We start from the raw sequence: 24324 nt of genomic DNA, 5'->3' as shown, positions 1-24324 counted from the left end.
TCCCCATGACGCAAAGTGCAGAAATATACATTTTGCAAGCGCTCCGGGGACGCCGAGAAGACCCGACGACTTCTCGTGCCTATGCGCGAGGGTCGTCTTTTGAGACGGGAAATGCCCTTCCTTCCGTCTCTAACGACCAACGGAAAGGCAAAAACCCGTGACAGGGCAGGTTTTTTCGGCTTTGAAGCGGCAAATGCTCCGCACGTGCGTCGGTATGGTGGGCCGTGATGGGATCGAACCATCGACCAATAGATTAAAAGTCTACTGCTCTACCGCTGAGCTAACGGCCCATGAACCGACGAATGCGGTTCCGCATGGATGCGGGTCGCGCAGTTTAGTGGCCGCGCGCAAAATCATCAAGGAAAACCGTTGCCTGTGCCGCACGGAGCACGGCGAAACACCATTTCAGCGATACCGCGTCGGATCGGCTATTCCTGCCTCGGCGAAGCCGAGCGCGCGCAAGCGGCAAGCGTCGCAGTGGCCGCAGGCGCGGCCGTCGGCATCGGCCTGGTAGCAAGATACGGTTTCGGCGAAATCGACGCCGAGTTCGTTGCCGCGGCGGACGATGTCGGCCTTGGACAGGCGGATCAGCGGCGCATGCACGGTCAGCTTGTTTCCTTCGACGCCGGCTTTGGTGGCGAGGTTGGCGAGACGCTCGAACGCCTCGATGAATTCGGGCCGGCAGTCGGGATAGCCGGAGTAGTCGACCGCGTTGACGCCGCAGAAGATGTCCTGCGCGCCGAGCACTTCGGCCCAGCCGAGCGCGATCGACAGCATGATCGTGTTGCGCGCGGGCACGTAGGTGACCGGGATGCCGTCGCCCGCCCCGCCTTGATCGGTATCCTCAGGCACGGCGATATCGTCGGTCAGCGCCGAGCCGCCAATGCTGCGCAGATCGATGCGCACGGTCTTGTGCGCAATCGCGTACCGCGCGGCGACGCGCCGCGCGGCGGCAAGTTCGGAGACGTGGCGCTGGCCGTACTCGACGCTGAGTGCGTGACAGGCGAAGCCTTGCACGCGTGCGATCGCGAGGGTGACCGCGGAATCCATGCCGCCGGAGACGAGAACGACGGCGCGTTTGTTGGAAGTGGACATGGTTTGATTCGCAATGGCGGCATCCGTGCAATCTGGACCTCGGCATTCCCTGCCGAGGCGGCGATCATAGTTCAGCGTCCCGGCTCGTTGCCCCAAAGCAGTTTGTGCAACTGCACCTGCATGCGCACCTGGCGACCGTCGGCAATGATCCAGTCGGCGAGGTCGCGCGGCGCGAGCTTGCCGGCCACGGGCGAAAACAGCACATCGCAACGCGACGTCAGGTCGCGCCGATCGAGCACGTCCAGCGCCCAGTCGTAATCGGCACGGTCGGCGAGGACGAACTTGATCTGATCGTGCGCGCCGAGCACGTCGAGGTTGCTCCACAGGTTGCGCGCGGACTCGCCCGAGCCCGGTGCCTTGACGTCGACGACGCGGCTGACGCGCGCATCCACCGCCGATACATCCAGCGCGCCCGAGGTTTCCAGCGAGACATCGAAGCCTTCGTCGCACAGGCGGCTCAGCAGGTCGAGACAGCGCCTCTGCGCGAGCGGCTCACCACCGGTGACGCAGACATGCCGCGTTTTATACTTTTTCACTTCTTCCACAATGCTGCTTGTTTCGCGCCATTCGCCACCATGGAACGAATACTCTGTGTCGCACCAGACGCAGCGCAACGGGCAACCGGTCAGGCGCACGAACACCGTCGGCCAGCCGACCGACCGTGCCTCGCCTTGCAGCGAGTGGAAGATTTCGGTGATGCGCAGGCGGTCTTCGACCATGACGGGTTCAAAGCGAATCAAAGGAATTTGCCACGGATTGCACGGACAGAGAAAAGGCCAAATCCATGTTCCAGCTTTATCCGTGTCTATCCTTGGCAGAAAAAGCTTCTGCTCTTCGGCTCATCCCGCAAAAAAAGGACGCGACAGATCGCGCGCCCATGGTTCTAGCGGCGCTCCATCTTGAGTGCACGCAGGCGGCCTTGGGCGAGGTTCGCCTCCTGCGTGCCGGGATACTTGGCGATGACCTGGTTGAGCGTCGTTTCGGCCTGATCCCATTGCTTCAATTCGTACTGGCAGTAGCCGACCTTGAGCAGCGCGGCGGAGGCTTTCTGACTGTTCGGGTACTGCGCGAGCAGCTTGTTGAACGCGTCGAGGGAAATCGGATAATTCTGTGTCACGTAGTACGACTCGCCAAGCCAGTAGTATGCGTTCGGTGCGAGATCGCCGTTCGGATACTGGGCGAGGTAGCCCTGGAACATCTTCGCCGATTCGGCGTAACGTCCATCCTTGAGCGCGGCAAACGCCTGGTCGTAGGCGGCCTTCTCATCGGCCGGATTGGCCGGCGGCGCGGATGGCGTCGGCGGCACGTTGGCGGGCGGTGCGGCATTGCTCGGTGTGGCCACCGCGGCGGCATTGCCGCCCAGTGCGATGTCCTGCAATTGGCCGTTGTTCGTCGGCGCGCCCGCAGCGGGGGTTGCGGCACCGGGTGCCTTGCCTTCGAGCTTGCTCAGGCGCGAATCGGTGTCGATGGCCTGGTCGCGGGCGTGTTGCTTGAGCTGCTCGAGCTGATGCTTGAGTTCTTCGTTCTGCCCTTGCAGTTGCTGTACCTGCGACTGCAGCGCATTGATCTGATTGACCAGCTCGACGCTGCCCTGACCTGCGCTCTGCTGCTGCTCGAGCCGGGTAACGCGCTCGGCAAGGCTTTCGCGCTGCGCAAGCGCGGGGGTGGCGATGGTCGCGACAGCCAGGAACGCCGCCACGCAAAAGGCACGAGTCGAGATCATGGACATGGATTCTTCGGATCAAAAAAAGAGAAGGCGCGCCGGTGCTGTGACCCGCGCGCCTCGCCCTTGGTTCCGCCGTTACTGCTTCGAGGTGTAGACGATCTCGACGCGGCGGTTCTTCTGCCAGCAAGCTTCGTTGTGCTCGCGGCAGACCGGCTTTTCTTCGCCGTAGCTGACGACGTTGAGCTGGCTGGTCGACGCACCGGCAGCGGCAATCGCGCTCGACACGGCATTGCCGCGGCGCTCGCCGAGGCCCTGGTTGTAATCACGCGTGCCGCGCTCGTCGGCGTTGCCTTCCAACGTGACCTTCGCGCCGGGGAACTGACGCAGGTAGGCGGCGTGGCAGGCGATCTGCGCCTGGAACTCCGAGTGGATCTCGGTCTTGTCCAGATCGAAGTAGATCACGCGCTGGCGCAAGCAGGAATCTTTGTCGAGGGCTTCCGGACCGCTGTACGGGCCGGACTGGGCCGGGGCCGTGGTGACCGCACCATTGTCGACGGGCGGCGGGGGCGGCTTCACGGCCTTCTTGCCGGAACAGGCGGCCAGGGCGGCGGTCGCAGCAACGGTGGTCAGGAGAACGCGCAAGGTTTTCATTGTCATTGCCTCAGTGGTTGGCTTGGGGAGTAGTTCGGTATCTCAACATCCAGGTCGAGGGTTTCTTATTGTCCACGCTGACGGTAAGGTCCCCATGCCGGCGTGCGTACATCCCCGTCGGCCAGAACCAGCCGTTGGCGGACGCGACCGTCCGCCGACACAGCGTAGAGCACGTCGCGCGATCCCTCGGTCGCGGCGTACATAAGCATGCTCGCGTTCGGCGCGAAACTCGGCGATTCGTCGAAATTTCCCGTCGAAATGGGCGTGTTGCTGCCCGTAGCGCGATCCAAAACGGCAATATGATACATGTTTTTATTGCCCTGCGACATGGCGATCTTCTTGCCGTCCCAGCTCACGGTGGCCTTGGCGTTCTGGTCGCCGACGAAGGTCACGCGCGACTCGCCGCCGCCGCCGGCGGCGACCTGGTAGATCTGCGGTTTGCCGCCGCGGTCGGAGGTGAAATAGATCGTGCTGCCATCGGGCGACCAGACCGGTTCGGTGTCGATCGCGTAGTTGCGCGTGATCTGGGTCAGCGCGTGGCTGGCGAGATCCATGACGTAGATGTCCGGATTGACGCCGTTCGACAGGCTCAGCGCGAGCTTGCGGCCGTCGGGCGAGAACGCCGGCGCGCCATTGATGCCCTTGCGCGCGGACACGACTTCGCGTGCACCGGTGCCGATGTCCTGGATGTAAATCGCCGATGCGCCGCGCTCGAACGACTCATAGGCGAGCTTGCGCCCGTCCGGCGACCACGCCGGCGACAATAGCGGCTGGCGCGAGGTGACCACCTGCTGCGGGCCGTAGCCGTCGGAATCGGCGACCATCAGTGCATAGGTGGCGTTGTTGCCGATGCCTTTGGCGGTGACGTAGGCAATGCGCGTGTCGAACGCGCCGCGCACGCCGGTGATCTTTTCGTACACTGCATCGGCCACGCGATGGGCGATGCCGCGCATGTCGCTGCGCTGGCCCGCAATGACGGAGCTGAGCAGATTCTTCTGATCGCCGACCGTGTACAGCTCGAACTCGACCTTGACCTCACCTGCACCGGCATCGATGACACGGCCGACGAGAATGTAGTCCTGCTTGAGCAGGCGCCAGGTCGGAAACTTGATCTCGCTGCCGCGCGCGGGCGACTCGACGATATCCGTCTTCGGCAGCGCGCGGAACTGGCCGCAGCGGTTGAGATCGTTGGTGACGACATCGGAGACATTCGTATCCGGCGGCGCGCCGCCACCTTGCCACTGGAACGGAATGACCGCGATAGGTAACGCCGAGGCATTGCCGTTGGCGATTTCGAGGGTCAAACCCTGCGCGAACAGCGGCGCCGCACAAATCGCCAGCGCGACCGCGGTGAGCCAGGTAAGTAATCGCTGATGCATGGTTTAGCTTCCGTCGTATTTGAAGGTGAAAGTGATGTTGCGCTGGAAGACGCTCTCGTAACCCTTGTATGGCAACGGCTGCGCCTTGGTCACGGCCTGCTTGATGGAATTCTGCGTCACCATGTCGGCATTGCACGGCGAAACAATGCTCGTGTTGATCACCGTTCCGCCGGGAATCTGCGTGATCGTGATCGTGCAGCGCACGCCGCTCGGCGTCGTGTCCGGGCGATTCCAATTATCAGTCACGACCTTGACGATTGCTGAACTGTATTCCGCAAGCAGGCTCGAGTCGGTGCCGTTCGCACCCGTACGCGCCTCGGCGGCCTCGGGCACATCCACGGGCGGAGCTTTCACGGGCTTGGCCGACGACTGCTGCTTTTGCAGATCGTCGAGCTGCCGCATCTTTTCCTTCGCTAGCTTGAGCTTCTTTTCGTTCGCTGCGCGCTCCTTGCGGATTTCCTCGAGCTGCTTCTGGATCTGCTCCTGCTTTTCCTTCGCTTCGGCTTCCTTGCGTTCTTTTTCCTGCTGCAACTCGATCTGCTTCTGCCTGACCTTTTCCTCTTCGGCTTTCTTCGCCTGCTCGGCCTTGATCTGTGCCATCTCGGCGATCTTTTCCTGATCGCGATTGTCGTTCTTCTGCACGGTCGGTGGCGGTGTTTTCTCCGGCTGCGGCGGAGGTGGCGGCGCGGGCTTCGGCGCAGGCGGCGGGGCGGTCTCTTCCTTCGGCGGTGCAGGCGGCGTCTTGCTCGGCGGCGTAGGCACAGGCGCACCAACCTTGCCGACAAGCGTGGCCTCGATCACCGGCCCCTGCAGCAACGGCATCGCCTGCGGCGTCGCCCAGAACAGGCCGATGAACAGCAAAGCGAACACACCCAGATGCACGAGCAGTGCATACAGGCAGGCGCGCACCTTGTCGCTTTGGCTTTCCATGGTTGGGTCGCGGTGCCGGCTGCCGCTACTTGGAATCCTGCAGCGGCTGGCTCATCAGCCCGACACGGGTCACGCCGGCCGCCTGCAGGCCCGGAAGAATCTGGTAGGCCTGCCCGTACGGCACGCGCGCGTCGGCGCCGAACAGCACGGGGACATCCGGGTTCTGGCGCACGATCGCGGAAACTTGCTTGACGATATCGTCGGCAGACATCTGCTCGCGCGGTGCACCGCTCTTGGTCAGATAGAACCTGCCGTCCTTGTCGACGCCGATCAGGATCGGCTCCTTCGGCACCGACACGGCCTTGGCGGTCGACTGCGGCAGCTTGATATCGACGCCGAGATTGAGCAGCGGCGCAGTCACCATGAAGATGATCAGCAACACGAGCATCACGTCGATGTACGGAACGACGTTGATCTCGGCTTTCAGTTTGCGTTTCTTGCGCGTGCGCATGATGGTTTGAACGGGGTTCGCCGCGGCCCGGGGTCAGGCGCCGTCGTCGGCGTGGACCTGGCGTTGCAGGATCGAGGAGAACTCCTCGACGAAGGTATCGAAGCGCGTCGACAGGCGTTCGATCTTGGTCTGGAAGCGGTTGTAGGCCCACACCGCCGGGATCGCCGCGATCAGGCCCATCGCGGTCGCGATCAGCGCTTCGGCGATGCCCGGCGCGACCGTGGCGATCGTCGCCTCTTTCATGTTGGCGAGGCCGACGAAGGCGACCATGATGCCGGCGACGGTGCCGAGCAGGCCGACGTAAGGACTGATCGAGCCGACGTTGGCGAGGAATTCGACGTTCTGTTCGAGGCGATCGAGTTCGCGCGACTCGGCCACGCGCATGCCGCGCTGCGCGCCTTCGATCACCGTGCGTGCGTCGAGCCGGCCGCGCTGGCGCAAGCGCGCGAATTCGCGGAAGCCGGCTTCGAAGATGCTTTCGATGCCGGTGGTCGCGCCATTGGATGTGACTTCGCGGAACAGGCCGGCGAGGTCGGCGCCGGACCAGAAGCGTTCCTCGAAATCGTCGGCGCCGCTCATTGCCCGGTTGAGCATCGCGCGCTTGCGGAAGATGATCACCCAGGACATGAAGGAAAAGATCAAAAGCAGCAGCATGACGAGCTTGACGAAGATGCTCGCATTGAGCACGAGGTCGATGATGTTCAGACCACTGGGAACGGCGGGCATGTCGATATTTTTCGTTTCAGGAAAACAGGGATTCGGGGATGCGTTGCGGCTTGAAACCGTCGACGGCGACGCAGGCGGCACGCACCCGCGCCGTCACCAGCACGGCGCCATCGCTGCGCCGAAGTATACGTTGCGCAAAAGTCATCGAAGCTGAACGGCGCTCGACCGCGTCGATGGTCGCTTCCAACTCGTCGTCGAGCCTTGCCGGCGCGTTGTACTCGATGGCCACCTCGCGCACGACGAAGACCACGCCGAGCTCGTCGCGCACACGCGACTGGTCGATGCCGAGGCGGCGCAGCCATTCCGTGCGCGCGCGCTCAAGGAAGCGCAGGTAGTTGGCGTAGTAGACGACACCGCCGGCGTCGGTGTCTTCCCAGTAGATACGCACGGGCCAGGAGAAAACGGGCGTTGCCGCTGCGTCATTCGCACTCATGCGCCGGATTCGGCCTCGCTGCCGTCGAACAGGTCTTCCGGCCGCGGCGAGCGCTTGGGCGCCTTCAGTCCCAGGTGCAGATACGCCTTGCGCGTGACCATGCGCCCGCGCGCGGTGCGCATCAGGTAGCCCTGCTGGATCAGGAAGGGTTCGAGCACGTCCTCGATCGTGCCGCGCTCCTCGCTGAGCGCCGCGGCGAGCGACTCGACCCCGACCGGACCGCCGTCGAAATGATCGATGATCGTGCCGAGCAGTCTTCGATCGAGCGCGTCGAAACCGGCGCCGTCGACCTTGAGCATTTCCATGGCAGCGATCGCGACTTCGCGCGTGATGCGCCCGCCCGCCTTCACCTCGGCGAAGTCGCGCACGCGGCGCAGCAGGCGGTTGGCGATACGCGGAGTGCCGCGCGAGCGGTTCGCAATCTCGGCGGCACCATCGTCGGCGCAGGCGATGCCGAGAATCCTCGCCGAGCGGCGCACGATCGCGGCGAGCTCGTCCGGCGTGTAGAACTCGAGGCGCTGGACGATACCGAAGCGGTCGCGCAGCGGATTGGTCAGCATGCCCGCGCGCGTGGTCGCGCCGATCAGGGTGAACGGCGGCAGATCGAGCTTGATCGAGCGCGCGGCCGGGCCTTCGCCGATCATGATGTCGATCTGGTTGTCTTCCATCGCCGGGTAGAGGATTTCCTCGACCACGGGCGACAGGCGATGGATCTCGTCGACGAACAGCACGTCGCGCGGCTGCAGGTTGGTGAGCAGCGCGGCGAGATCGCCCGCGCGCTCGATCACCGGCCCCGAAGTCGTGCGCAGATTGACGCCGAGCTCGTTCGCGATCACATGCGACAGCGTGGTCTTGCCGAGGCCGGGCGGGCCGAAGATCAGCACGTGATCGAGCGCCTCGCCGCGCCGCTTCGCCGCCTCGATGTAGATGCCGAGCTGCTCGCGCACCGCCTGCTGGCCGAGATACTCGGACAACTTCTGCGGACGGATCGAGGCTTCGAGCAGTTCGTCGTCACGCGTGGCGGACGACGAGATCAGGCGGGAGTCGTTCATGCCGGCATTATGGCAGCGGAGAGCGATGGGCGCGAAGAGCTTCGGGCCCGGGCGACGATCGGGTTTTTCCGCTTACCGCCCACTGTTCTGCCGCTCACGCTCTTCAGATTTCCACCTGCGTGCCCAGTTCGATCATGCGGTTGCCGGGAATGCGGAAGAACGCCGTCGCCGGACTCGCGTTGCGGGTGAGGAATGCGAACAGCTTGTCGCGCCAGACCGGCATGCCGCGCGCGCCCGCGGAGGCGACCACGTTCTCGCGACTGAGGAAGAAAGTCGTGTCCATCATGTCGAATCCGAGGCCCTTGGCCTCGCAGTTCTGCATCGACACCGGGATGTCCGGATCCTCGGCAAAACCATAGCGCAGCACGACGCGGTAGAACTCGTGGCCGAGCGCGGTGATCTCGGTGCGTTCGCCGTATTCGGCGGTCGGCACATCGAGCGTCTCCACCGTCATCAGGATGTTGCGCTCGTGCAGCACCTTATTGTGCTTGAGGTTGTGCAGCATCGCGTTCGGCACGGCGCTGATGTTCGCGGTGAGGAACACGGCCGTGCCGGGCACACGCAGCGGCGGATGCGCGACGACGCTCTCGACGAATGGTTCGAGCGCGATGCCGCCCTGGCGCAACTCGCGCAGGACCAGTTCGCGCCCCTTGCGCCAGGTGCTCATGATCAGGAACGAGCACAGGCCGAGCACGAGCGGGAACCAGCCACCGTGCTCGATCTTGATCGCGTTGGCGCTGAAGTATGCGATGTCCACGGTGAGGAACAACAGGCCGAGGACGGCGACGAGCACGCGGTTCCAGCCCCAGATGCGGCGCGCAACGACGCAAGCGAGACAGGTCGAGACGGCCATCGTGCCGGTCACCGCGATGCCATAGGCCGCGGCGAGGTTGGCCGACGAGCGGAAGCCGAGCACCGCGCCGAGGATCAGGACCATGAGGATGCTGTTGACCCAGGGCAGGAAGATCTGGCCCTGGGTTTCCTTCGATGTGTGCTTGACCGCCATGCGCGGCGCGAAACCGAGCTGGATCGCTTCGCGCGTCATCGAGAACGCGCCGGTGATCACCGCCTGCGAGGCGATGATTGCCGCCACGGTCGCCAGCGCGATCATCGGATACAGCAGTGACTGCGGCGCCATGAGGAAGAACGGATTCGACACCGCATCGGGCTGATGCATGAGCAACGCGCCCTGGCCGAAATAATTGAGCACGAGTGCAGGCGAGACGTAACCGAACCAGGCGATGCGAATGGGTTCCTTGCCGAAGTGGCCCATGTCGGCATACAGCGCCTCGGCGCCGGTCAGGCAGAGCACGACACCGCCAAGCGCGAGGAACGCGTGCGCGCCGTTGTCGCGAAAGAAAACGACCGCATGCCAGGGATTCAGCGCGTACAGTACCTGCGGCTGCTGCACGATCTGCCACGCGCCGAGAGCGGCGAGTGCGGCGAACCAGAGCATCATGATCGGCCCGAACATCGCGCCCACCGTCGCCGTTCCGCGTTTCTGCACCGCGAACAGCGCGATCACGATGACCAGCGTGATCGGCACGATGAAGCTGTCGAGCGCTGGCGCGGCGACCTTGACGCCTTCCACCGCCGACAGGATCGATACCGCCGGCGTGATCACGCCGTCACCGTAGAACAGCGAGGCGCCGAACAGGCCGAGCACGACGATCACGCGCCTGAGCCTGACGTTGTCGCGCGTGCCGCGCTGGGCCAGCGCCATCAGCGCCATGATGCCGCCCTCACCCTTGTTGTCGGCACGCATGATGAAGACCACGTACTTGAGCGAAACGACGAGAACCAGTGACCAGAAGATCAGCGATAGCACGCCGAGCACGTTTTCGGGACTGACCGGTATGCCCTGTTCGCCGAAGGTCACCTGCACCGCATACAGTGGCGAGGTGCCGATGTCGCCGTAGACGACGCCGAGCGCACCGAGTGCGAGCGCGGCCAGCGCCTTGTTGCGCGCGGAACCGGTGAGTGTTTGTGCGTTGGACAGCATGCCAATCCCCTTTTTCACGAAGCGCGTGCGCGCCTTCAGCGCAGCGCCGCCTTGAGTGCCTTGCGGATGATCGCTTCGGCACCGTCGCCGCTGGCATAGGTTTCCTTGACCAGACGCGCCGCCTCGACCGGCTTGTAGCCGAGCTGCTGCAACGCGCTCGCCGCTTCGGATTGCGGGTCCTTCGGCGTGTTCGCCGCGGCAGCCGACGAGGTCAGGCCCATGCCGTCGACGCGATCGCGCAGCTCTACGACGATGCGCTCGGCGGTCTTCTTGCCGATACCCGGGATGCGCGTCAGCGCGGCGATGTCGCCGGCCTGCACGAGGCGCGCGAACTCGTCGGTGGACACGCCGGACAACACGGCGAGCGCGGTCTTCGCGCCGATGCCCGACACCTTCTGGATCGTGCGGAACAGCACGCGTTCGGTCTCGCGCAGGAAACCGTACAGCGAGACCGTGTCTTCCTTCGCCGCGTAGTGCACGTAGAGCGCGACCTCGCGCCCGGTCTCCGGCAGGTCGAACACGGTCGACATCGGCGCCTCGACTTCGTAGCCGACGCCGCCGACGTCGATGACCAGCCACGGCGGCTGCTTGGAAGCGAGGATTCCGCGCAGGCGGCCGATCATCGGAAGCTCCGCCACGACGAGGTGCTGCCGCGCGCGCGAGTCGCCAACGCGGCGCCCGCGCGCATGCGCTGCGCGCTCGCGCGCGCATGCGCATGCGTGAGCGCGACCGCGAGCGCATCGGCCGCGTCGGCCTGCAGCTTGCGTTCGATGTTCAGGAGCATGCCGACCATGTGTTGTACCTGGCGCTTCTCCGCGCCGCCGCCGCCGACAACCGACTGTTTGACTTCCTTGGCCGAATACTCCGCGACCGGCAGACCCTGCGCGACCACGGCGCAGATCGCGGCGCCGCGTGCCTGGCCTAGCTTGAGCGCCGAATCGGGATTGCGCGCCATGAACACGCGCTCGATCGCGACTTCGTCGGGCCGGTGCGCGAGGACGAGATCTCGCAGTTCCTCGAAGATCTGCTTGAGGCGCAGCGGAAAATCGTCGTTGGCCAGCAAATTCACCGCGGCGTGGAACACGTGCGTCGTGCGCCCGGCCGCATCGACGTCGACGATGCCCACACCGGTGCGCTGCGAGCCTGGATCGATGCCGAGGATGCGGACGGTGCCCTGATTGCGGATTGGGGGTTGGGAATCGGGAAAGGCCGAAGCTCTGGCTTCCGCGAATCCCGAATCCCGAGTCCCGAGTCCCGTCTTTGCGTTGCCCATGGCCGTCATTTTACGCCGCCGCGGCGTGATGAAAGCGTTTGTTGCGCAAAAACGCGACCGTCTGCGCCGCCGCTTCGTCGGAAAACAGCAGGCCGGTATGCGTGGCCGGCAAGACGACGTGATCGGTCAGGCCCGGAAGCTGCGTCTCCTCGACGCTGACCGTGCCGTCGTGCGGCATCGGCAGCGCGCCGAAGACGAGGCCGAGGCCGAACGGCAGGCGTCCGGCGATCGCGCCGACCGGGCGCTTGCCGTTCCAGCGCTCGAGGCCTTCAGTAAGCAAATCGAGGTTCTTGCCGATGAAGAACGAGCCGCCCGGCAGCTGCGCGACACTGCGCGCGATCGCGCTGCCGCGCAGCGGCGAACCGATGCAAACCACGCAGCCCGCGACGAGGTCGGGCAGCCTGCGCAGCGCGCGCAACGCCATCAGGCCGCCGAGGCTGTGGCAGACGAAATGGACCCGCTGCGGCGGCGCTTCCGCCGCCTCGATCGCGCGCACGAACTCGACCAGTTTGTCGATGCTCGTGTCGTGTTCGCTGAGCACGCTGGCATAGTCGAAAAAGTGTACTTTGTAGCCTTCCCGCTCGATCCGGCGATGCAGCGCGGCCAAAGTGAAAGCGCGCATCCACAACCCGTGCACGAGGATGACGTGTTCGTCCATACGACCCCTGCCCCGTTGCTTCCGGTTTCCGTTATCAGGCCTTCGCGGGCTTGACCGTGCGCACGTGCAACTCCTGCAACTGCGCCTCGGCGACGTTGGACGGCGCGCCGGTGAGCAGATCCTGCGCGCTCGCGGTCTTCGGGAACGCGATCACGTCGCGGATCGATTCGGTGCCGGCCATCAGCGCGGCAATGCGGTCAATGCCGAAGGCGATGCCGCCGTGCGGCGGTGCGCCGTACTTGAGCGCCTCGAGCAGGAAGCCGAACTTCGCTTCCGCTTCTTCGGCGCCGATGCCGAGCAGCTCGAACACGGTCGACTGCATCTCCGGACGATGGATGCGGATCGAGCCGCCGCCGATCTCGTTGCCGTTGAGCACCATGTCGTAACCGCGCGACAACGCGGTTGCGGCATTTGCCTTCAGATCATCGATATCGTCGATGTTCGGCGCGGTGAACGGATGATGCAGGGCGACGTAGCGCCTGGCCTCGGCGTCGTATTCGAACATCGGGAAGTCGGTGACCCACAGCGGCTTCCACGCGTTCCCGACCAGGCCGTTGTCCTTGCCGACCTTGAGACGCAACGCGCCCATGTAGTCGCTGACCGTCTTGTACGGACCCGCACCGAAGAAGATCACGTCGCCGTTGTGCGCGCCTACCGCCTTGAAGATGCGTTCAAGCGCCTTGTCGTCGAGGAACTTGGTGATCGGCGAGGTCAGGCCGTCACGCCCCTTGGCGATATCGTCGATGCGGATCCAGGCGAGGCCCTTCGCGCCGTAGCGCGTAACGTACTGGCCGAGGTCGTCGAGGTACTTGCGCGGCTGCACGGCGCCGTTCGGCAGGCGCAGCGCGACGACGCGGCCGCCGGCATCGTTCGCCGGCCCGGAGAACACCTTGAAATCGACGTGTTTGACGTGTTCGGCGACGTCGACGAGTTGCAGCGCAATGCGCAGATCGGGCTTGTCCGAGCCGTACAGGCGCATCGCCTCGGCGTAGGTCATGCGCGGGAACGGATCCGCCAGCTCGACGCCGACGACTTCGCGGAACACCTCGCGAATCATCGCTTCGACCGTGTCCTGCACGTCGCGCTCCTCGACGAAGGCGAACTCCATGTCGAGCTGGGTGAATTCGGGCTGGCGGTCGGCGCGCAGGTCCTCGTCGCGGAAGCAGCGTGCGATCTGGTAGTAGCGATCCATGCCGGCCATCATCAGCAACTGCTTGAACAACTGCGGCGACTGCGGCAGGGCGAAGAACTCGGTCGGGTGCACGCGCGAGGGCACGAGGTAGTCGCGCGCGCCTTCGGGCGTCGCCTTGGTCAGGATCGGTGTTTCGATGTCCTGGAATCCGCGCGCATCGAGATGGCGACGCAACGCGGCGACGAGCCGTGTGCGCATGCGCAGCTTGCGCTGCATGTCCGGGCGGCGGATGTCGAGGTAGCGGTAACGCAGGCGCGCGTCCTCGCCCGGCGTATCGTCGAGCATGAACGGCAACGGTGCCGCGGCATTGAGCACCTCGACCTTGTCGGCGACGACTTCGATCCTGCCGGTGTGCAGACGCTCGTTGATCTGCGCCGCGGGGCGCGCACGCACCTTGCCGGTGATGCGCAGGCAGAATTCGTAGCGCACATGCTCGCTCGCGGCGAACGCATCGCCGTTCTCGGGCTCGACGACGACCTGGACCACGCCTTCGTGATCGCGCAGATCGATGAAGATCACCCCGCCGTGATCGCGGCGCGTGTCCGCCCAGCCGCACAGCGTGACTTCGGAACCGACAAGGGCCTCGTCGACGAGACCGCAGTAGTGCGTGCGCATGCCCAAAACCTACTCCGCCAGAAATCCCAATTTCAGGTTCCGCGGATCAACCCACGCGAAACGAGCCCGGCATGCTACGAGGGTTTTTGTTGCACTGCAAACGAAACACCCACCAGCGGCGGGTGCTTCGTTGGGAAGTGCGACCAAGGATGGCCGCTTTTTGATCCTGTCGTCACGGATGACGACAGAAATACCGCTACCAGCGGCGATCAATCGTGAACACGCCGCGGCAGCCTTGCGCAACCCACACCCCGGCGCGGTTCCAGCCCCAAGTCTGGCCGTCGATGCAGGGCGTATGCGATTCCTGGCGTTCCAGATAGACGCGCCCGCCGCCACCGACATCGACTTGGCAGAAACGGTTCTGGCCGTCGTTGCTTTCGCAGCGGATCGAGAAACGCTGGTTCCAGCCCGGACCCGGCTGCCAAGGCGGCGCGGTCGGACCGCCCGGATAGCCACCACCACCGCTGCCGTCGACATCGACGAAGCGCGCGGCGCAGCCGCGGTCCACCCAGACGAATCCGCGCCGGTCGAAGCCCCAGTTCTGGCCGCGGCGGCATTGGGTGTCGGACAGCTGGCGCGCGATGCGCGCATCGCGCCACGGCACCGGACAACGCTGGTAGTTGTAACCGCTGCTCTTGCACTCGATCATGCCGCCGCCGTAACCGCGGTCGTCGCCGTAATACTGTGCCCGCGCCGTGCCGCTGGACATCGCGCCAGCCGCGAGAACCAGAACCATCGCAAGAATCCTGACCAACATGCTCGCACTCCCTCCGATTGAGTCGCTCCTAGTGTAACGGAGACCCAAAACCGGGCAAATACGGCGAGCGCATCGCGCCGAATGGCGGCTCGATCGAGGGCCGGCGAGTACTCAGTCCTTGCTCGCCGCGGCGGAATCGCCTTTCGGTTTCGGCACCGGCTTGGCCGACTCGGCGGCTGCCGACGCGGCTGGTTTGGCCGTCTCGGACTTGGACGCCGATTCCGCGCCGGATTTCGCCGTCTCGCCCTTGTCGGCAAGGTTGCGCTTTCTGTCGCCGTCCTTCTTGAAGTCGGTTTCGTACCAGCCGCTGCCGGAGAGGCGGAATGCGGGTGCGGTGAGCCGGCGCGAAACGCGTTCCGCGCCGCAGTTCGGGCACACGCTCGGATCGGGGTCGCTGAGTTTCTGCAGACGGTCGAAACGGTTGCCGCAGGCGGCGCATTCGAATTCGTAGATGGGCATCAGGTTTTCCGCTGGGTCGTCGCGAAGGAACGCTCCCCGACGACAAACGTCTCGCGAAGCAGTCGCGGTTATTCGGGGTGCGAACGGACATTATCAAGCCTTGAGCCCATCGCCGGGTACTGCATGTGCTGCAGCTCATTTGACAGCCAGCCGCACCATCGTTATCTTTAACCAAATTATAACAAATAGTTACAGTGAATTACCCCCTTCCCGCGCGAGGACTGCCCCGTGAAACGACGCCCGCTCTACGCTGCTTGTGCCCTGTTTTTGAGTGGTATCGTTATCAACGCCACCGCGCAGCAGGCGCCGGAAGGCGAAAAGAAAACCCAGGCAATGGAGGCCGTCATCGTTACCGGCACCAAGGTGCAGGACCGCACGGTCGCCGAGTCGCTCGCGCCGATCGACATCATCACGCCGGAAGAATTGCAGTCGACCGGCACGACCGAGCTGGCGACCGCACTGTCGCGTCTGGTGCCGTCGATGAACTTTCCGCGCCCGGCAATCACCGACGGTACCGACGCGGTGCGCCCGGCGCAGCTGCGCGGCCTCGCCCCCGACCAGGTGCTTGTTCTGGTCAACGGCAAGCGCCGCCATGTCGGCGCGCTGATCAACCTGAACGGCAGCCAGGGCCGCGGCTCGGAGCCGGTCGACATCAACGCGATTCCGGTGTCCGCGGTCGAGCGGGTCGAGGTGCTGCGCGACGGCGCGGCGGCGCAATACGGTTCCGACGCCATCGCCGGCGTGATCAACATCGTGCTCAAGAGCGGCGCCAAGCACGGCAATTTCTCCGGCCAGGTCGGCCAATACAGCGCCGGCGATGGCTTCCAGGGCCAATTGCTCGGCGACATGGGCTTCGCGCTCGGCGACAAAGGTTCGATCCATTTCGCCGCACAGGCGCTCTCGCAGGACCAGACCAACCGCGCCAGGCCCTACATCACCGGTCCCGGCCAGCCGACCTTTGCCGCGGATGCGATGCCAGGCCAGGTCGTCAATCGCGTCGGCGACCCGCAGATCGATCAATCCGCATTCACCTACAACGGCAACTACCGATTCACCGATGGCATCGAGTTCTATTCGTTCGGCATGGCGAGCAATCGCGATGCGCTGTCGAACGGCTACTACCGCACGGCCAAGAACAGCCGCAACATTCCCGCGATCTATCCGAACGGCTTCCTGCCGCTGATCGACAATTATTCCAAGGACCGCTCGCTCGTCGCCGGCGTCAAGGGCCGCACCGAAAACGGCTGGAACTGGGACCTGTCCTACGACTACGGCACCAATCACCTTTCCTTCGACGTGCTGCACAGCCTCAACCGCAGCATCGGCGTCACCTCGCAGCACGATTTCTACGCCGGTGCGCTCGAGACCACGCAGAACGTGTTCAACGCCGATGTCAGCCGCGATTTCGATTTCGGCTGGCACAGCCCGGTCACGCTCGCGTTCGGCGCCGAATACCGTGACGACAAATTCAACCAGGGACCGGGCGAGCCGAACTCGTACATCGCCGGCCCGCTGGTCGGGCAGCCGCCCGGCGCACAGGTGTTTCCCGGCTACAAGCCGGAGGATGCCGGCCACTACAACCGCAACAACTATTCGCTCTACGCCGATGCCGAAGGCAGCTTCACCGACAAGTTTTCCTACGGCGCCGCAGCACGCTACGAGCACTATTCGGATTTCGGCAGCACGACCTCGGGCAAACTCTCCGGCCGCTATGCCTTCACCGACACGTTCGCACTGCGCGCGACCGCATCGAACGGCTTCCGCGCACCTTCGCTCGCGCAGCAGTTCTTCCAGTCGACCTCGACCAACTTCATCACGGTCAACGGCGTCAACACACCGTTCGACGTACGCACGTTCGCGGTCAACAATCCGGTCGCGATCGCGCTCGGCGCCGAGCCGTTGAAGCCCGAGAAATCGCTCAACTACAGCCTGGGTTTCGTCGCCCAGCCGCTCGACGGCTTGTCGCTCACGCTCGACGCCTACCAGATCAAGGTCAACGACCGCATCATTCTGTCGGAAAACCTGATCGGTACGGCGGTGACCAACTTCCTCGCCGCGCGCGGCTACCCGGGCGTTACCGGTGGTCGCTACTTCACCAACGCGGTCGACACGCGCACGCGCGGCATCGATCTGGTCGGCAGCTACAAGCTCGAACTGGGGCCCGGCGAACTCGAACTGACCGGCAGCTACAACCACAACAAGACCACGATCACCGCGATCGCGCCGAATCCCCCGGCACTGAGCCAGGGCGGGCTCAACCTGCTGCGCATCGGCCACGGCGAACAGGGCCGCATCACCTGCGGTTCGCCGAAGGACAAGTTCGCGCTCGGCGGCAACTACACGGTCAGCAACTGGAGCTTCGGCGCCACCGCGACGCGTTACGGCTCGTTCTGCTCGTGGCAGACGAACTCGGCGAGCGACCAGACCTTCAACCCGCAATGGACGCTGGACATCTCGGCGACGTACCACCTCGGCGAGCGCCTGGATTTCACCCTGGGCGCGGACAACGTGACCAACAGCTATCCGGATGAAGTGCTGTACGCGAACTCGACCAACGGCCAGTACGTCTACAGCACGGCCTCGCCGGCCGGTTTCAATGGTGCCTTCGTCTACGGCAAAGCGACATTCCACTGGTAGTGCGCAGCGGTTCGCCGACGACGTGAAGCGGTGGCGGTCGTTGCGGACTTGTTGCAATATTGGGAATTGAGGTGGCGATGCCCGCCACCCCTGCTCCAGGCGTAGTGGAGCAACCCATGGCCGACGAGACCTTGCATGCTCGAAAGCGGGACAGACAGCGCATCCGATCTCGCCATGCTGCGCACAGCAGCGGCACGCACGCCGACCCAGCCACAGGTCTGGCGCGCGCTCGGCGACCGCCTGCTCGCCGCCGGTCAGGGCGATGCCGCCGCCGACGCTTATCTTCATCACGTCCGCCACAGCGTTCACGATCCGGCGCTGATGCAGGCCGCGGCGGCGCTCGCCGCCAATCGCATCCCCGAAGCCGAGGCGCGCCTGCGCGCGCAACTGCGCGATGCACCCACGGACGTGGTCGCGATCCGCATGCTCGCCGAGCTGGCCGTGCGCGTCGATCGCATCGAGGATGCCGAGAATTTGCTGGTGCGCTGCCTCGAACTCGCACCCGGCTTCCGCGAGGCCCGGCACAACTACGCCATCGTCCTGCATCGCGCGAACAAGCCGGTCGAGGCGATCGCCCAGCTTGCAACCCTGCTGCGCGACGATGCAGCGAATCCGCAATACCGCAATCTCAAGGCTGCCGTGCTCTGCCGCGTCGGCGAGTACGCGACCGCGATCGACATCTACACCAACTTGCTGCGCGAACATCCGGGGCAGGTGCCGGCGTGGCTGAGCTACGGCCATGCGCTGAAAACCGAAGGCCACACCGAGCGCGCGATCGCCGCCTACCGCGAATGCATCCGGCTGGACCCCGGCTTCGGCGAGGCATACTGGAGCCTGGCCAATCTCAAGACGTTCCGCTTCTCCGACAACGAGATCGCGGCCATGCATGCCACGCTCGCAGACGAAAAAATCGGCGACGAGCACCGCCTGCATCTCGATTTCGCCCTCGGCAAGGCGCTCGAGGATCGCGCCGATTACGCCACCTCGTTCGCGCACTATGCGGAAGGCAACGCGCTGCGCCTCAAGCTTGCGCCGTACCACGCAGACGACACCTCGGCGCGGATCGCGCGCGCGAAACAGTTGTACACGCGGGAATTTTTCGCTGCGCGCGCGGGACGCGGTTCGCCCTCGCCCGAACCGATCTTCATCGTCGGCCTGCCGCGCGCCGGCTCGACCCTGATCGAGCAGATCCTGTCGAGCCACTCGCAAGTCGAGGGCACGATGGAACTGCCCGAGCTGACCTCGATCACGCGCACGCTGCGCCGTGCTTCCGCGAGCCGCGAACCCGGCGCATACCACGATGCGCTCGCGCGCATGGATGGCGCCGATCTGCGCGCGCTTGGCGAGGAGTACCTCGCGCGCTCGGCCAAGCACCGCAAGCTCGGCCGTCCGTTCTTCATCGACAAGATGCCGAACAACTTTGCCCATGTCGGCCTGATCCAGGCCATGCTGCCGAACGCGAAGATCATCGATGCGCGCCGGCATCCGCTCGCCTGCGGCTGGTCGTGCTTCCGCCAGCATTTCGCGCGCGGGCAGAATTTCACCTACGACCTCGCCGACATCGGCCGCTACTACCGTGACTACGTCGAACTGATGCGCCATTTCGACACGGTGCTGCCGGGTCGCGTCCATCGCGTGATCTACGAGAACATGGTCACCAACACCGAGCAGGTAGTCCGCGCGTTGCTCGATCATTGCGGACTGCCGTTCGAGGAAGGCTGCCTGCGCTTCTTCGAGAACGAGCGCCCGGTGCGCACGGCCAGTTCCGAACAGGTGCGCCAGCCGATCTACCAGGCCGGCGTCGATCATTGGCAACACTACGAGCCGTGGCTTGGCCCGTTGAAGGAGGCGCTCGGCGAAACATTGACAAGGTACGAACCAACACAAACCAGGAGTGGGTAACGGGCGCGGCTGCGTGGGGACGCACCGCATCGATCGCAACGTTGTATTTCATTGGGAGAATCCACCGTGGCAACCATCTGTCCCGCAGTCCGGCCGCGCCTTCGAGGCCGTTCGAAGTTCATTCGCCTGCCGCTGGCGGCGGCGATCCATATCGCCTGCTTCTCCGGCGCGCACGCCGTCGAAGACGCCGATCAGGTGCCGCAGCAGTCAAGCGCGCAGCAGACCGCAGAGAAGACCACTGCCTCGCTCGGCGAAGTGACCGTGACCGCGCAGAAACGCACCGAGAACGCGCAGGCCGTGCCGCTGTCGATCGACGTGCTCTCGACCGACAAGCTCAGCGAGATGAACGTCAACGGGCTGACCGACTACGTGAAGATGCTGCCGAGCGTGTCGATCCAGAGCGCCTCGCCCGGCTTTTCGCAGGTTTTCATGCGCGGCGTCACCAGCGGCAGCGTCGGCAACAACGGTGTGGCGAATCACTCCGCGTCCATGCCCAGCGTCGGCATCTATCTCGACGAACAGCCAATCACGACGATCCAGGGCGCGCTCGACCTGCATATCTACGACATCCAGCGCGTCGAGGCGCTGGCCGGTCCGCAGGGCACGCTGTACGGCGCGAGCTCGCAATCGGGCACGATCCGCATCATCACCAACAAACCCGATCCAAGCGCGTTCGCGGCCAGCGTCAGCACCGAGATCAACTCGATCTCGCACGGCACGATGGGCTACACGGTCGAAGGCTTCGTCAACGTGCCGCTGCGCGAAAATCTCGCGCTGCGCGTGGTCGGCTGGAATGAGCATGACGCGGGCTACATCGACAACGTGCTCGGCTCGCGCACCTACCCGACCTCGGGCATCACCGCCGACAACAAGAGCCGGGTGCACGACGCCTACAACGAATCCTGGCTCAAGGGTGCACGCGCAGCGCTCAAGCTCGATCTCAACGACGACTGGTCGATCACGCCGACGGTCATGGGGCAGAGCCAGCACAACGGCGGCGTCTACTCGTTCGACCCCAAGATCGGCGATCTCAAGGTCAGCCACGGCTATCCGGAATGGCAGGAAGACCGCTGGGTGCAGAGCGCGCTGACCGTGCAGGGCAAGATCGGCAACTTCGATCTCGTCTACGCCTATTCGCACCTCAACCGCAGCGACTGGGCCGACCAGGACTACGCCGACTACTCGTTCTGGTACGACACGCTGGCCGGCTACGGCAAATACCTCACCGACAACAACGGCAACTACATCAACCCGGGCCAGCATATCCACAACGAGGATATCTATTCCAAATCGAGCCACGAATTGCGCATCGCCTCGCCGAAGGACGAGCGGCTTCGTTTCGTCGGCGGTTTCTTCGGCGAGCGTCAGTCGCACCGGATTTTCCAGAACTACCAGATCACCGGCCTCGCCACCGCCACATCGGTCACCGGCTGGCCGGGCACCTTCTGGCTGACCAAGCAGCATCGCGTCGACGAAGACTACGCCGTGTTCGGCGAGGCGAGTTACGACATCACCGACCAGCTCACCGCGACGCTCGGCGCACGCTTCTTCCACACCGAGAACAGCTTGCGCGGCTTCTTCGGCTGGAGCACCGGCTACAACTCGTCGCAGGGCGAAGGCATCTGCTTCAGCGACTACAAATTCGATGGCGCGCCGTGCACGGACGTCGACCAGACGACCAAGCAGAATGATCATGTCGGCAAGGCGAACCTCACCTACAAGTTCGACAAGGACAAGATGATCTATGCGACGTGGTCGGAAGGCTTCCGCCCCGGCGGCATCAACCGGCGCCCCGGCTTGGCGCCGTACCAGGCCGACTTTCTGACCAACTACGAGTTCGGCTGGAAGACCGAATGGCTCGACCACCGCTTGCGCTGGAACGGCGCGGTATTCCAGGAAAACTGGAAGGACTTCCAGTTCGCCATTCTCGGCGCGAACGGACTCACCGAAATCAAGAACGCCAACCAGGCGCGCATCCGCGGCTTGGAAACCAACCTGACCTGGGCGGCGACGTACAACCTGACTTTGTCGGCGGGATTCACCTACCTCAACTCGGTGCTGACCTCGAATTACTGCGGACAAACCAAACCCAACGGCGATCCGATTTCGAGTGCGGACTGCACCGATCCATCGCGCCCCGATCTGGTACCGAGTACGCCGCTGGCGCCAACGGGCACGCGTCTGCCGACCGCGGCGAAACAGAAGGGGAACCTCAGCGCACGCTACGTCTTCGACGCGTTCGGCGGCGAAGGTTATTTCCAGGCCGCGGGCTTCTTCGAGGGACGGCGCCGCACCGACCTGCGCGTCGCGCAAAACAACTTGATTGGCGACATGCCCGGCTACGCCTCGATCGACCTGTCCACCGGTCTGAAGAAGGATGCGTGGATGTTCGACGTCTACCTGAAGAATGTGTTCGACAGCCGCGGCGAAATCAACCGCTACACCGAGTGCGACATCTCGCACTGCGTGCAACCGCGCGGCGACAGCAACTACGGCATCTTCGGCCAGTACTACATCACGCCGATCCAGCCACGCACGATCGGTTTGCGGGTAACGCGCAACTTCGATTGACCGCAAACCGCCTTGGCTCCTCTCCCCCCGCGGGAGAGGGGCCGGGGAGAGGCCGCAGATCAGTGGATGTCCGCCCGGCGCCAGTAGCGGCGCACGACCAGCGCGATGATCACACCGAACACCAGGTGCATGCCGAATTCGATGAGGCGCGGCAGGGTGATCGCGAGATCGAAGCTCTTGCTCCCGAACGGTGCGTTCGACAGCGGCAGGATGATGAAATTCATCGTGCCGTAGATCGCGGCACCGTAGGCGATGCCGCAGGCCACGGCGCGCTCGCGCAACACACGCAGATATTTGCTGGCGAGGAAGAACCACCATGCGGCGACGATCAGGATGAAATAGTGCGCGACGAAGCCGACCGCGGCCGTCGCCCAGCCGCCCGAGTATGCGGCCTGGCCATAGAAGCCACTCGCGATCGACTGCATCACGCGCTGCGAATTCATGCCGTGCCGAAAATACAGGACCGTGCAGGCATACACCATGTCGAGCGTCGCAGCGGCGGCGCCTGCGGCGAGCACCATGCGCCACGCGCCGCCCGGGCGCTGGCCGGATCGATCGACGCCGAGCGAGATATCACGCAAGGTCGTGGTGTTCATCATTTGCACTCCGTCAACGGCAGGCGCAGGACCTGTTCTGTTTCGCCGTCGTCCTCGTCCTGCACGAAGGCGACAACGGCGGCGTTCGCCCACGCCATGGCAGCGGGGACTTTCAACTCCGCCTGCGCCTGCGGCAAGCGCAGCGGCCCTTGGAGATCGCGTACGACCTGATCGTGCTCGAGGTGGCGCCCCTTGTTTTCGCCACCGCTGATCTCCTGCGCCAACCGATTCTCGGTCAGGGCGACATAGAAACGCTTGTGCTCGGGATTTTCCGCTGCGCTCGCCTGCAGGCGCACCTCGATGCCGTCGCCGGTTTCGGCGGCGACACGCAGCGTGAACGGCACCTGCGCGGACACTGCCTGCGTCGCGCCGGGCGGATCGCCCTTCGGCCAGTTTTTCCACAACTTGCCATCAAGCCAGATCTGCGGCGTGTACACCTGCGCTCTCGCGCGCTGCGCCTTCGCCTGCTGGCGTCGCGCCCAGGCCGGCCTCGCGTAGGGATCGTGCCAGGCCGGCGAATCCCAGTAGTCGACGTGGAATTCGAGACCGACCAGGCCTTGTTTGTCGCGGATCGAACTCATCCACTTTTCCGCGGGTGGGCACGAGTTGCAGCCTTCGCTGGTGTACAGCTCGACCAGATGCGTGCGCTCGCTCGCACTCTGCATCTCGCAGATGCCCGCATTAGCCGCCGCAGGCGCGATCGCCGCCAGACACAGGATGAATTTTTCTCGCTTGCTTGCGGACATGGGCCCTCGTTCGCTTTCGTCTGCTCGACGCCTGCCGATCCTCGCCAAATACGCGGCGCAAAGGGTTGCAGGAATTGCCCTACCGCACCGTTGTCCTTGGGCAAAAGCTGCGGCGCCAGCGCCAAGCTCACGATATCACTCCAGCGCGCAATCCCGGCAAAACTATCGACCGCTCTTGGCCACATTTCCTGGCAACGAATTTGTAACGCTTGCGCCCACCGGCCGGCCCCGGCCGACCATCAGCTTTCTCGAGGAGATCAAAATGCCCCAACATGTGCTCAGCACAGCGATACGCCATGCCCTGCGCGCGTGGCCGCTGGCCGGAACTTCGCTCGCCTGCCTCGCCGCTGTTCCGGCCGCGGCGCAGAACGCGGCGCCCGCTGACAACGCCAAGTCGCAGAATCTGGAAACCATCGTGGTGACCGGTTCGAACATCCGCCGCGTCGACATGGAAACCGCCAACCCGGTGCTCACCATCGACCACGCCGCGATCGAAAAGTCCGGCAAGGTCACGCTCGGCGACCTGATCCAGC

General features: G+C 64.5%; 23 protein-coding genes and 1 tRNA gene. 4 read left to right on the top strand and 20 right to left on the bottom strand.

What is annotated here, in order from left to right; translation table 11 throughout:
* Positions 1–215: 215 nt before the first annotated feature.
* The 18 genes from AC16HO_RS00555 to AC16HO_RS00470 form a co-directional block, all read right to left on the bottom strand.
* A tRNA-Lys gene (locus AC16HO_RS00555) sits at positions 216–290 on the bottom strand.
* 115 nt (positions 291–405) lie between these two features.
* Entirely contained in the window at positions 406–1110 is a 705-nt protein-coding gene (gene queC / locus AC16HO_RS00550; RefSeq protein WP_395644273.1) for a 7-cyano-7-deazaguanine synthase QueC, read from the bottom strand.
* Between the two features lie 56 nt (positions 1111–1166).
* Positions 1167–1814 carry a 7-carboxy-7-deazaguanine synthase QueE gene (gene queE / locus AC16HO_RS00545; RefSeq protein WP_395644251.1) on the bottom strand — a complete coding sequence of 216 codons (648 nt, stop codon included), beginning with the start codon at positions 1812–1814 and terminating at the stop codon, positions 1167–1169.
* Between the two features lie 164 nt (positions 1815–1978).
* Entirely contained in the window at positions 1979–2818 is an 840-nt protein-coding gene (ybgF, locus tag AC16HO_RS00540; RefSeq protein WP_395644252.1) for a tol-pal system protein YbgF, read from the bottom strand.
* A 78-nt stretch (positions 2819–2896) separates the two neighbouring features.
* Entirely contained in the window at positions 2897–3412 is a 516-nt protein-coding gene (gene pal / locus AC16HO_RS00535; protein ID WP_395644253.1) for a peptidoglycan-associated lipoprotein Pal, read from the bottom strand.
* A gap of 65 nt (positions 3413–3477) precedes the next feature.
* A complete protein-coding gene (gene tolB / locus AC16HO_RS00530) occupies positions 3478–4791 on the bottom strand; it encodes a Tol-Pal system beta propeller repeat protein TolB (RefSeq protein WP_395644254.1) in 1314 nt (437 codons plus the stop codon).
* Between the two features lie 3 nt (positions 4792–4794).
* A complete protein-coding gene (gene tolA / locus AC16HO_RS00525; protein ID WP_395644255.1) occupies positions 4795–5721 on the bottom strand; it encodes a cell envelope integrity protein TolA in 927 nt (308 codons plus the stop codon).
* Between the two features lie 25 nt (positions 5722–5746).
* Positions 5747–6172 carry a protein TolR gene (gene tolR / locus AC16HO_RS00520; RefSeq protein WP_395644256.1) on the bottom strand — a complete coding sequence of 142 codons (426 nt, stop codon included), beginning with the start codon at positions 6170–6172 and terminating at the stop codon, positions 5747–5749.
* 33 nt (positions 6173–6205) lie between these two features.
* Complete coding sequence (gene tolQ / locus AC16HO_RS00515) at positions 6206–6898, bottom strand: protein TolQ (protein WP_395644257.1); 693 nt, start codon at positions 6896–6898, stop codon at positions 6206–6208.
* A gap of 16 nt (positions 6899–6914) precedes the next feature.
* Positions 6915–7331: a tol-pal system-associated acyl-CoA thioesterase gene (gene ybgC, locus AC16HO_RS00510; protein WP_395644258.1), complete on the bottom strand. Its 417-nt coding sequence runs from the start codon at positions 7329–7331 to the stop codon at positions 6915–6917.
* A complete protein-coding gene (ruvB, locus tag AC16HO_RS00505; RefSeq protein WP_395644259.1) occupies positions 7328–8383 on the bottom strand; it encodes a Holliday junction branch migration DNA helicase RuvB in 1056 nt (351 codons plus the stop codon). Before ruvB ends, ybgC begins: the two co-directional genes overlap by 4 nt.
* A 103-nt stretch (positions 8384–8486) precedes the next feature.
* The gene (locus AC16HO_RS00500) at positions 8487–10385 is read right to left on the bottom strand and encodes a potassium transporter Kup (RefSeq protein WP_395644260.1); all 1899 of its coding nucleotides are present in this window, start codon (positions 10383–10385) and stop codon (positions 8487–8489) included.
* 35 nt (positions 10386–10420) lie between these two features.
* Positions 10421–11008 carry a Holliday junction branch migration protein RuvA gene (gene ruvA / locus AC16HO_RS00495; protein WP_395644261.1) on the bottom strand — a complete coding sequence of 196 codons (588 nt, stop codon included), beginning with the start codon at positions 11006–11008 and terminating at the stop codon, positions 10421–10423.
* Entirely contained in the window at positions 11005–11658 is a 654-nt protein-coding gene (ruvC, locus tag AC16HO_RS00490; RefSeq protein ID WP_395644262.1) for a crossover junction endodeoxyribonuclease RuvC, read from the bottom strand. Before ruvC ends, ruvA begins: the two co-directional genes overlap by 4 nt.
* Positions 11659–11668: 10 nt before the next feature.
* Positions 11669–12316 (bottom strand): esterase/lipase family protein, encoded by a 648-nt coding sequence (locus AC16HO_RS00485; RefSeq protein WP_395644263.1) that lies wholly within the window; start codon positions 12314–12316, stop codon positions 11669–11671.
* A 34-nt stretch (positions 12317–12350) separates the two neighbouring features.
* A complete protein-coding gene (gene aspS, locus AC16HO_RS00480; RefSeq protein WP_395644264.1) occupies positions 12351–14123 on the bottom strand; it encodes an aspartate--tRNA ligase in 1773 nt (590 codons plus the stop codon).
* Between the two features lie 196 nt (positions 14124–14319).
* Positions 14320–14880, bottom strand: coding sequence for a DUF3011 domain-containing protein (locus AC16HO_RS00475; RefSeq protein ID WP_395644265.1), 561 nt, complete (start codon positions 14878–14880; stop codon positions 14320–14322).
* A 111-nt stretch (positions 14881–14991) separates the two neighbouring features.
* A complete protein-coding gene (locus AC16HO_RS00470) occupies positions 14992–15339 on the bottom strand; it encodes an FmdB family zinc ribbon protein (RefSeq protein ID WP_395644266.1) in 348 nt (115 codons plus the stop codon).
* Positions 15340–15567: 228 nt separating this feature from the next.
* On the opposite strand from AC16HO_RS00470, the gene AC16HO_RS00465 reads away from it, so the two are divergent.
* The 3 genes from AC16HO_RS00465 (at position 15568) to AC16HO_RS00455 (ending at position 22449) form a co-directional block, all read left to right on the top strand.
* Positions 15568–17976, top strand: coding sequence for a TonB-dependent receptor plug domain-containing protein (locus AC16HO_RS00465; protein WP_484335251.1), 2409 nt, complete (start codon positions 15568–15570; stop codon positions 17974–17976).
* Positions 17977–18150: 174 nt separating this feature from the next.
* Positions 18151–19878, top strand: coding sequence for a tetratricopeptide repeat-containing sulfotransferase family protein (locus AC16HO_RS00460; RefSeq protein ID WP_395644267.1), 1728 nt, complete (start codon positions 18151–18153; stop codon positions 19876–19878).
* Positions 19879–19944: 66 nt separating this feature from the next.
* Positions 19945–22449 carry a TonB-dependent receptor gene (locus AC16HO_RS00455; protein ID WP_395644268.1) on the top strand — a complete coding sequence of 835 codons (2505 nt, stop codon included), beginning with the start codon at positions 19945–19947 and terminating at the stop codon, positions 22447–22449.
* Positions 22450–22508: 59 nt separating this feature from the next.
* Here the strand turns inward: AC16HO_RS00455 and AC16HO_RS00450 are convergent, their stop codons facing one another.
* Both AC16HO_RS00450 and AC16HO_RS00445 read right to left on the bottom strand, forming a co-directional pair.
* On the bottom strand, positions 22509–23045 hold the full coding sequence (locus tag AC16HO_RS00450) for a hypothetical protein (protein WP_395644269.1): 537 nt from the start codon (positions 23043–23045) through the stop codon (positions 22509–22511).
* On the bottom strand, positions 23045–23791 hold the full coding sequence (locus tag AC16HO_RS00445; RefSeq protein WP_395644270.1) for a DUF1223 domain-containing protein: 747 nt from the start codon (positions 23789–23791) through the stop codon (positions 23045–23047). Before AC16HO_RS00445 ends, AC16HO_RS00450 begins: the two co-directional genes overlap by 1 nt.
* Positions 23792–24053: 262 nt before the next feature.
* Between AC16HO_RS00445 and AC16HO_RS00440 the strand changes: the two genes are divergently transcribed.
* The coding region (locus AC16HO_RS00440; RefSeq protein WP_484335250.1) for a hypothetical protein at positions 24054–24324 on the top strand (271 nt) is incomplete at its 3' end.

The organism is Rudaea sp., assembly GCF_057139185.1.
The sequence above is the reverse complement of the archived record's forward strand: the minus strand, read 5'-3'. Positions and strand labels throughout refer to the sequence as shown.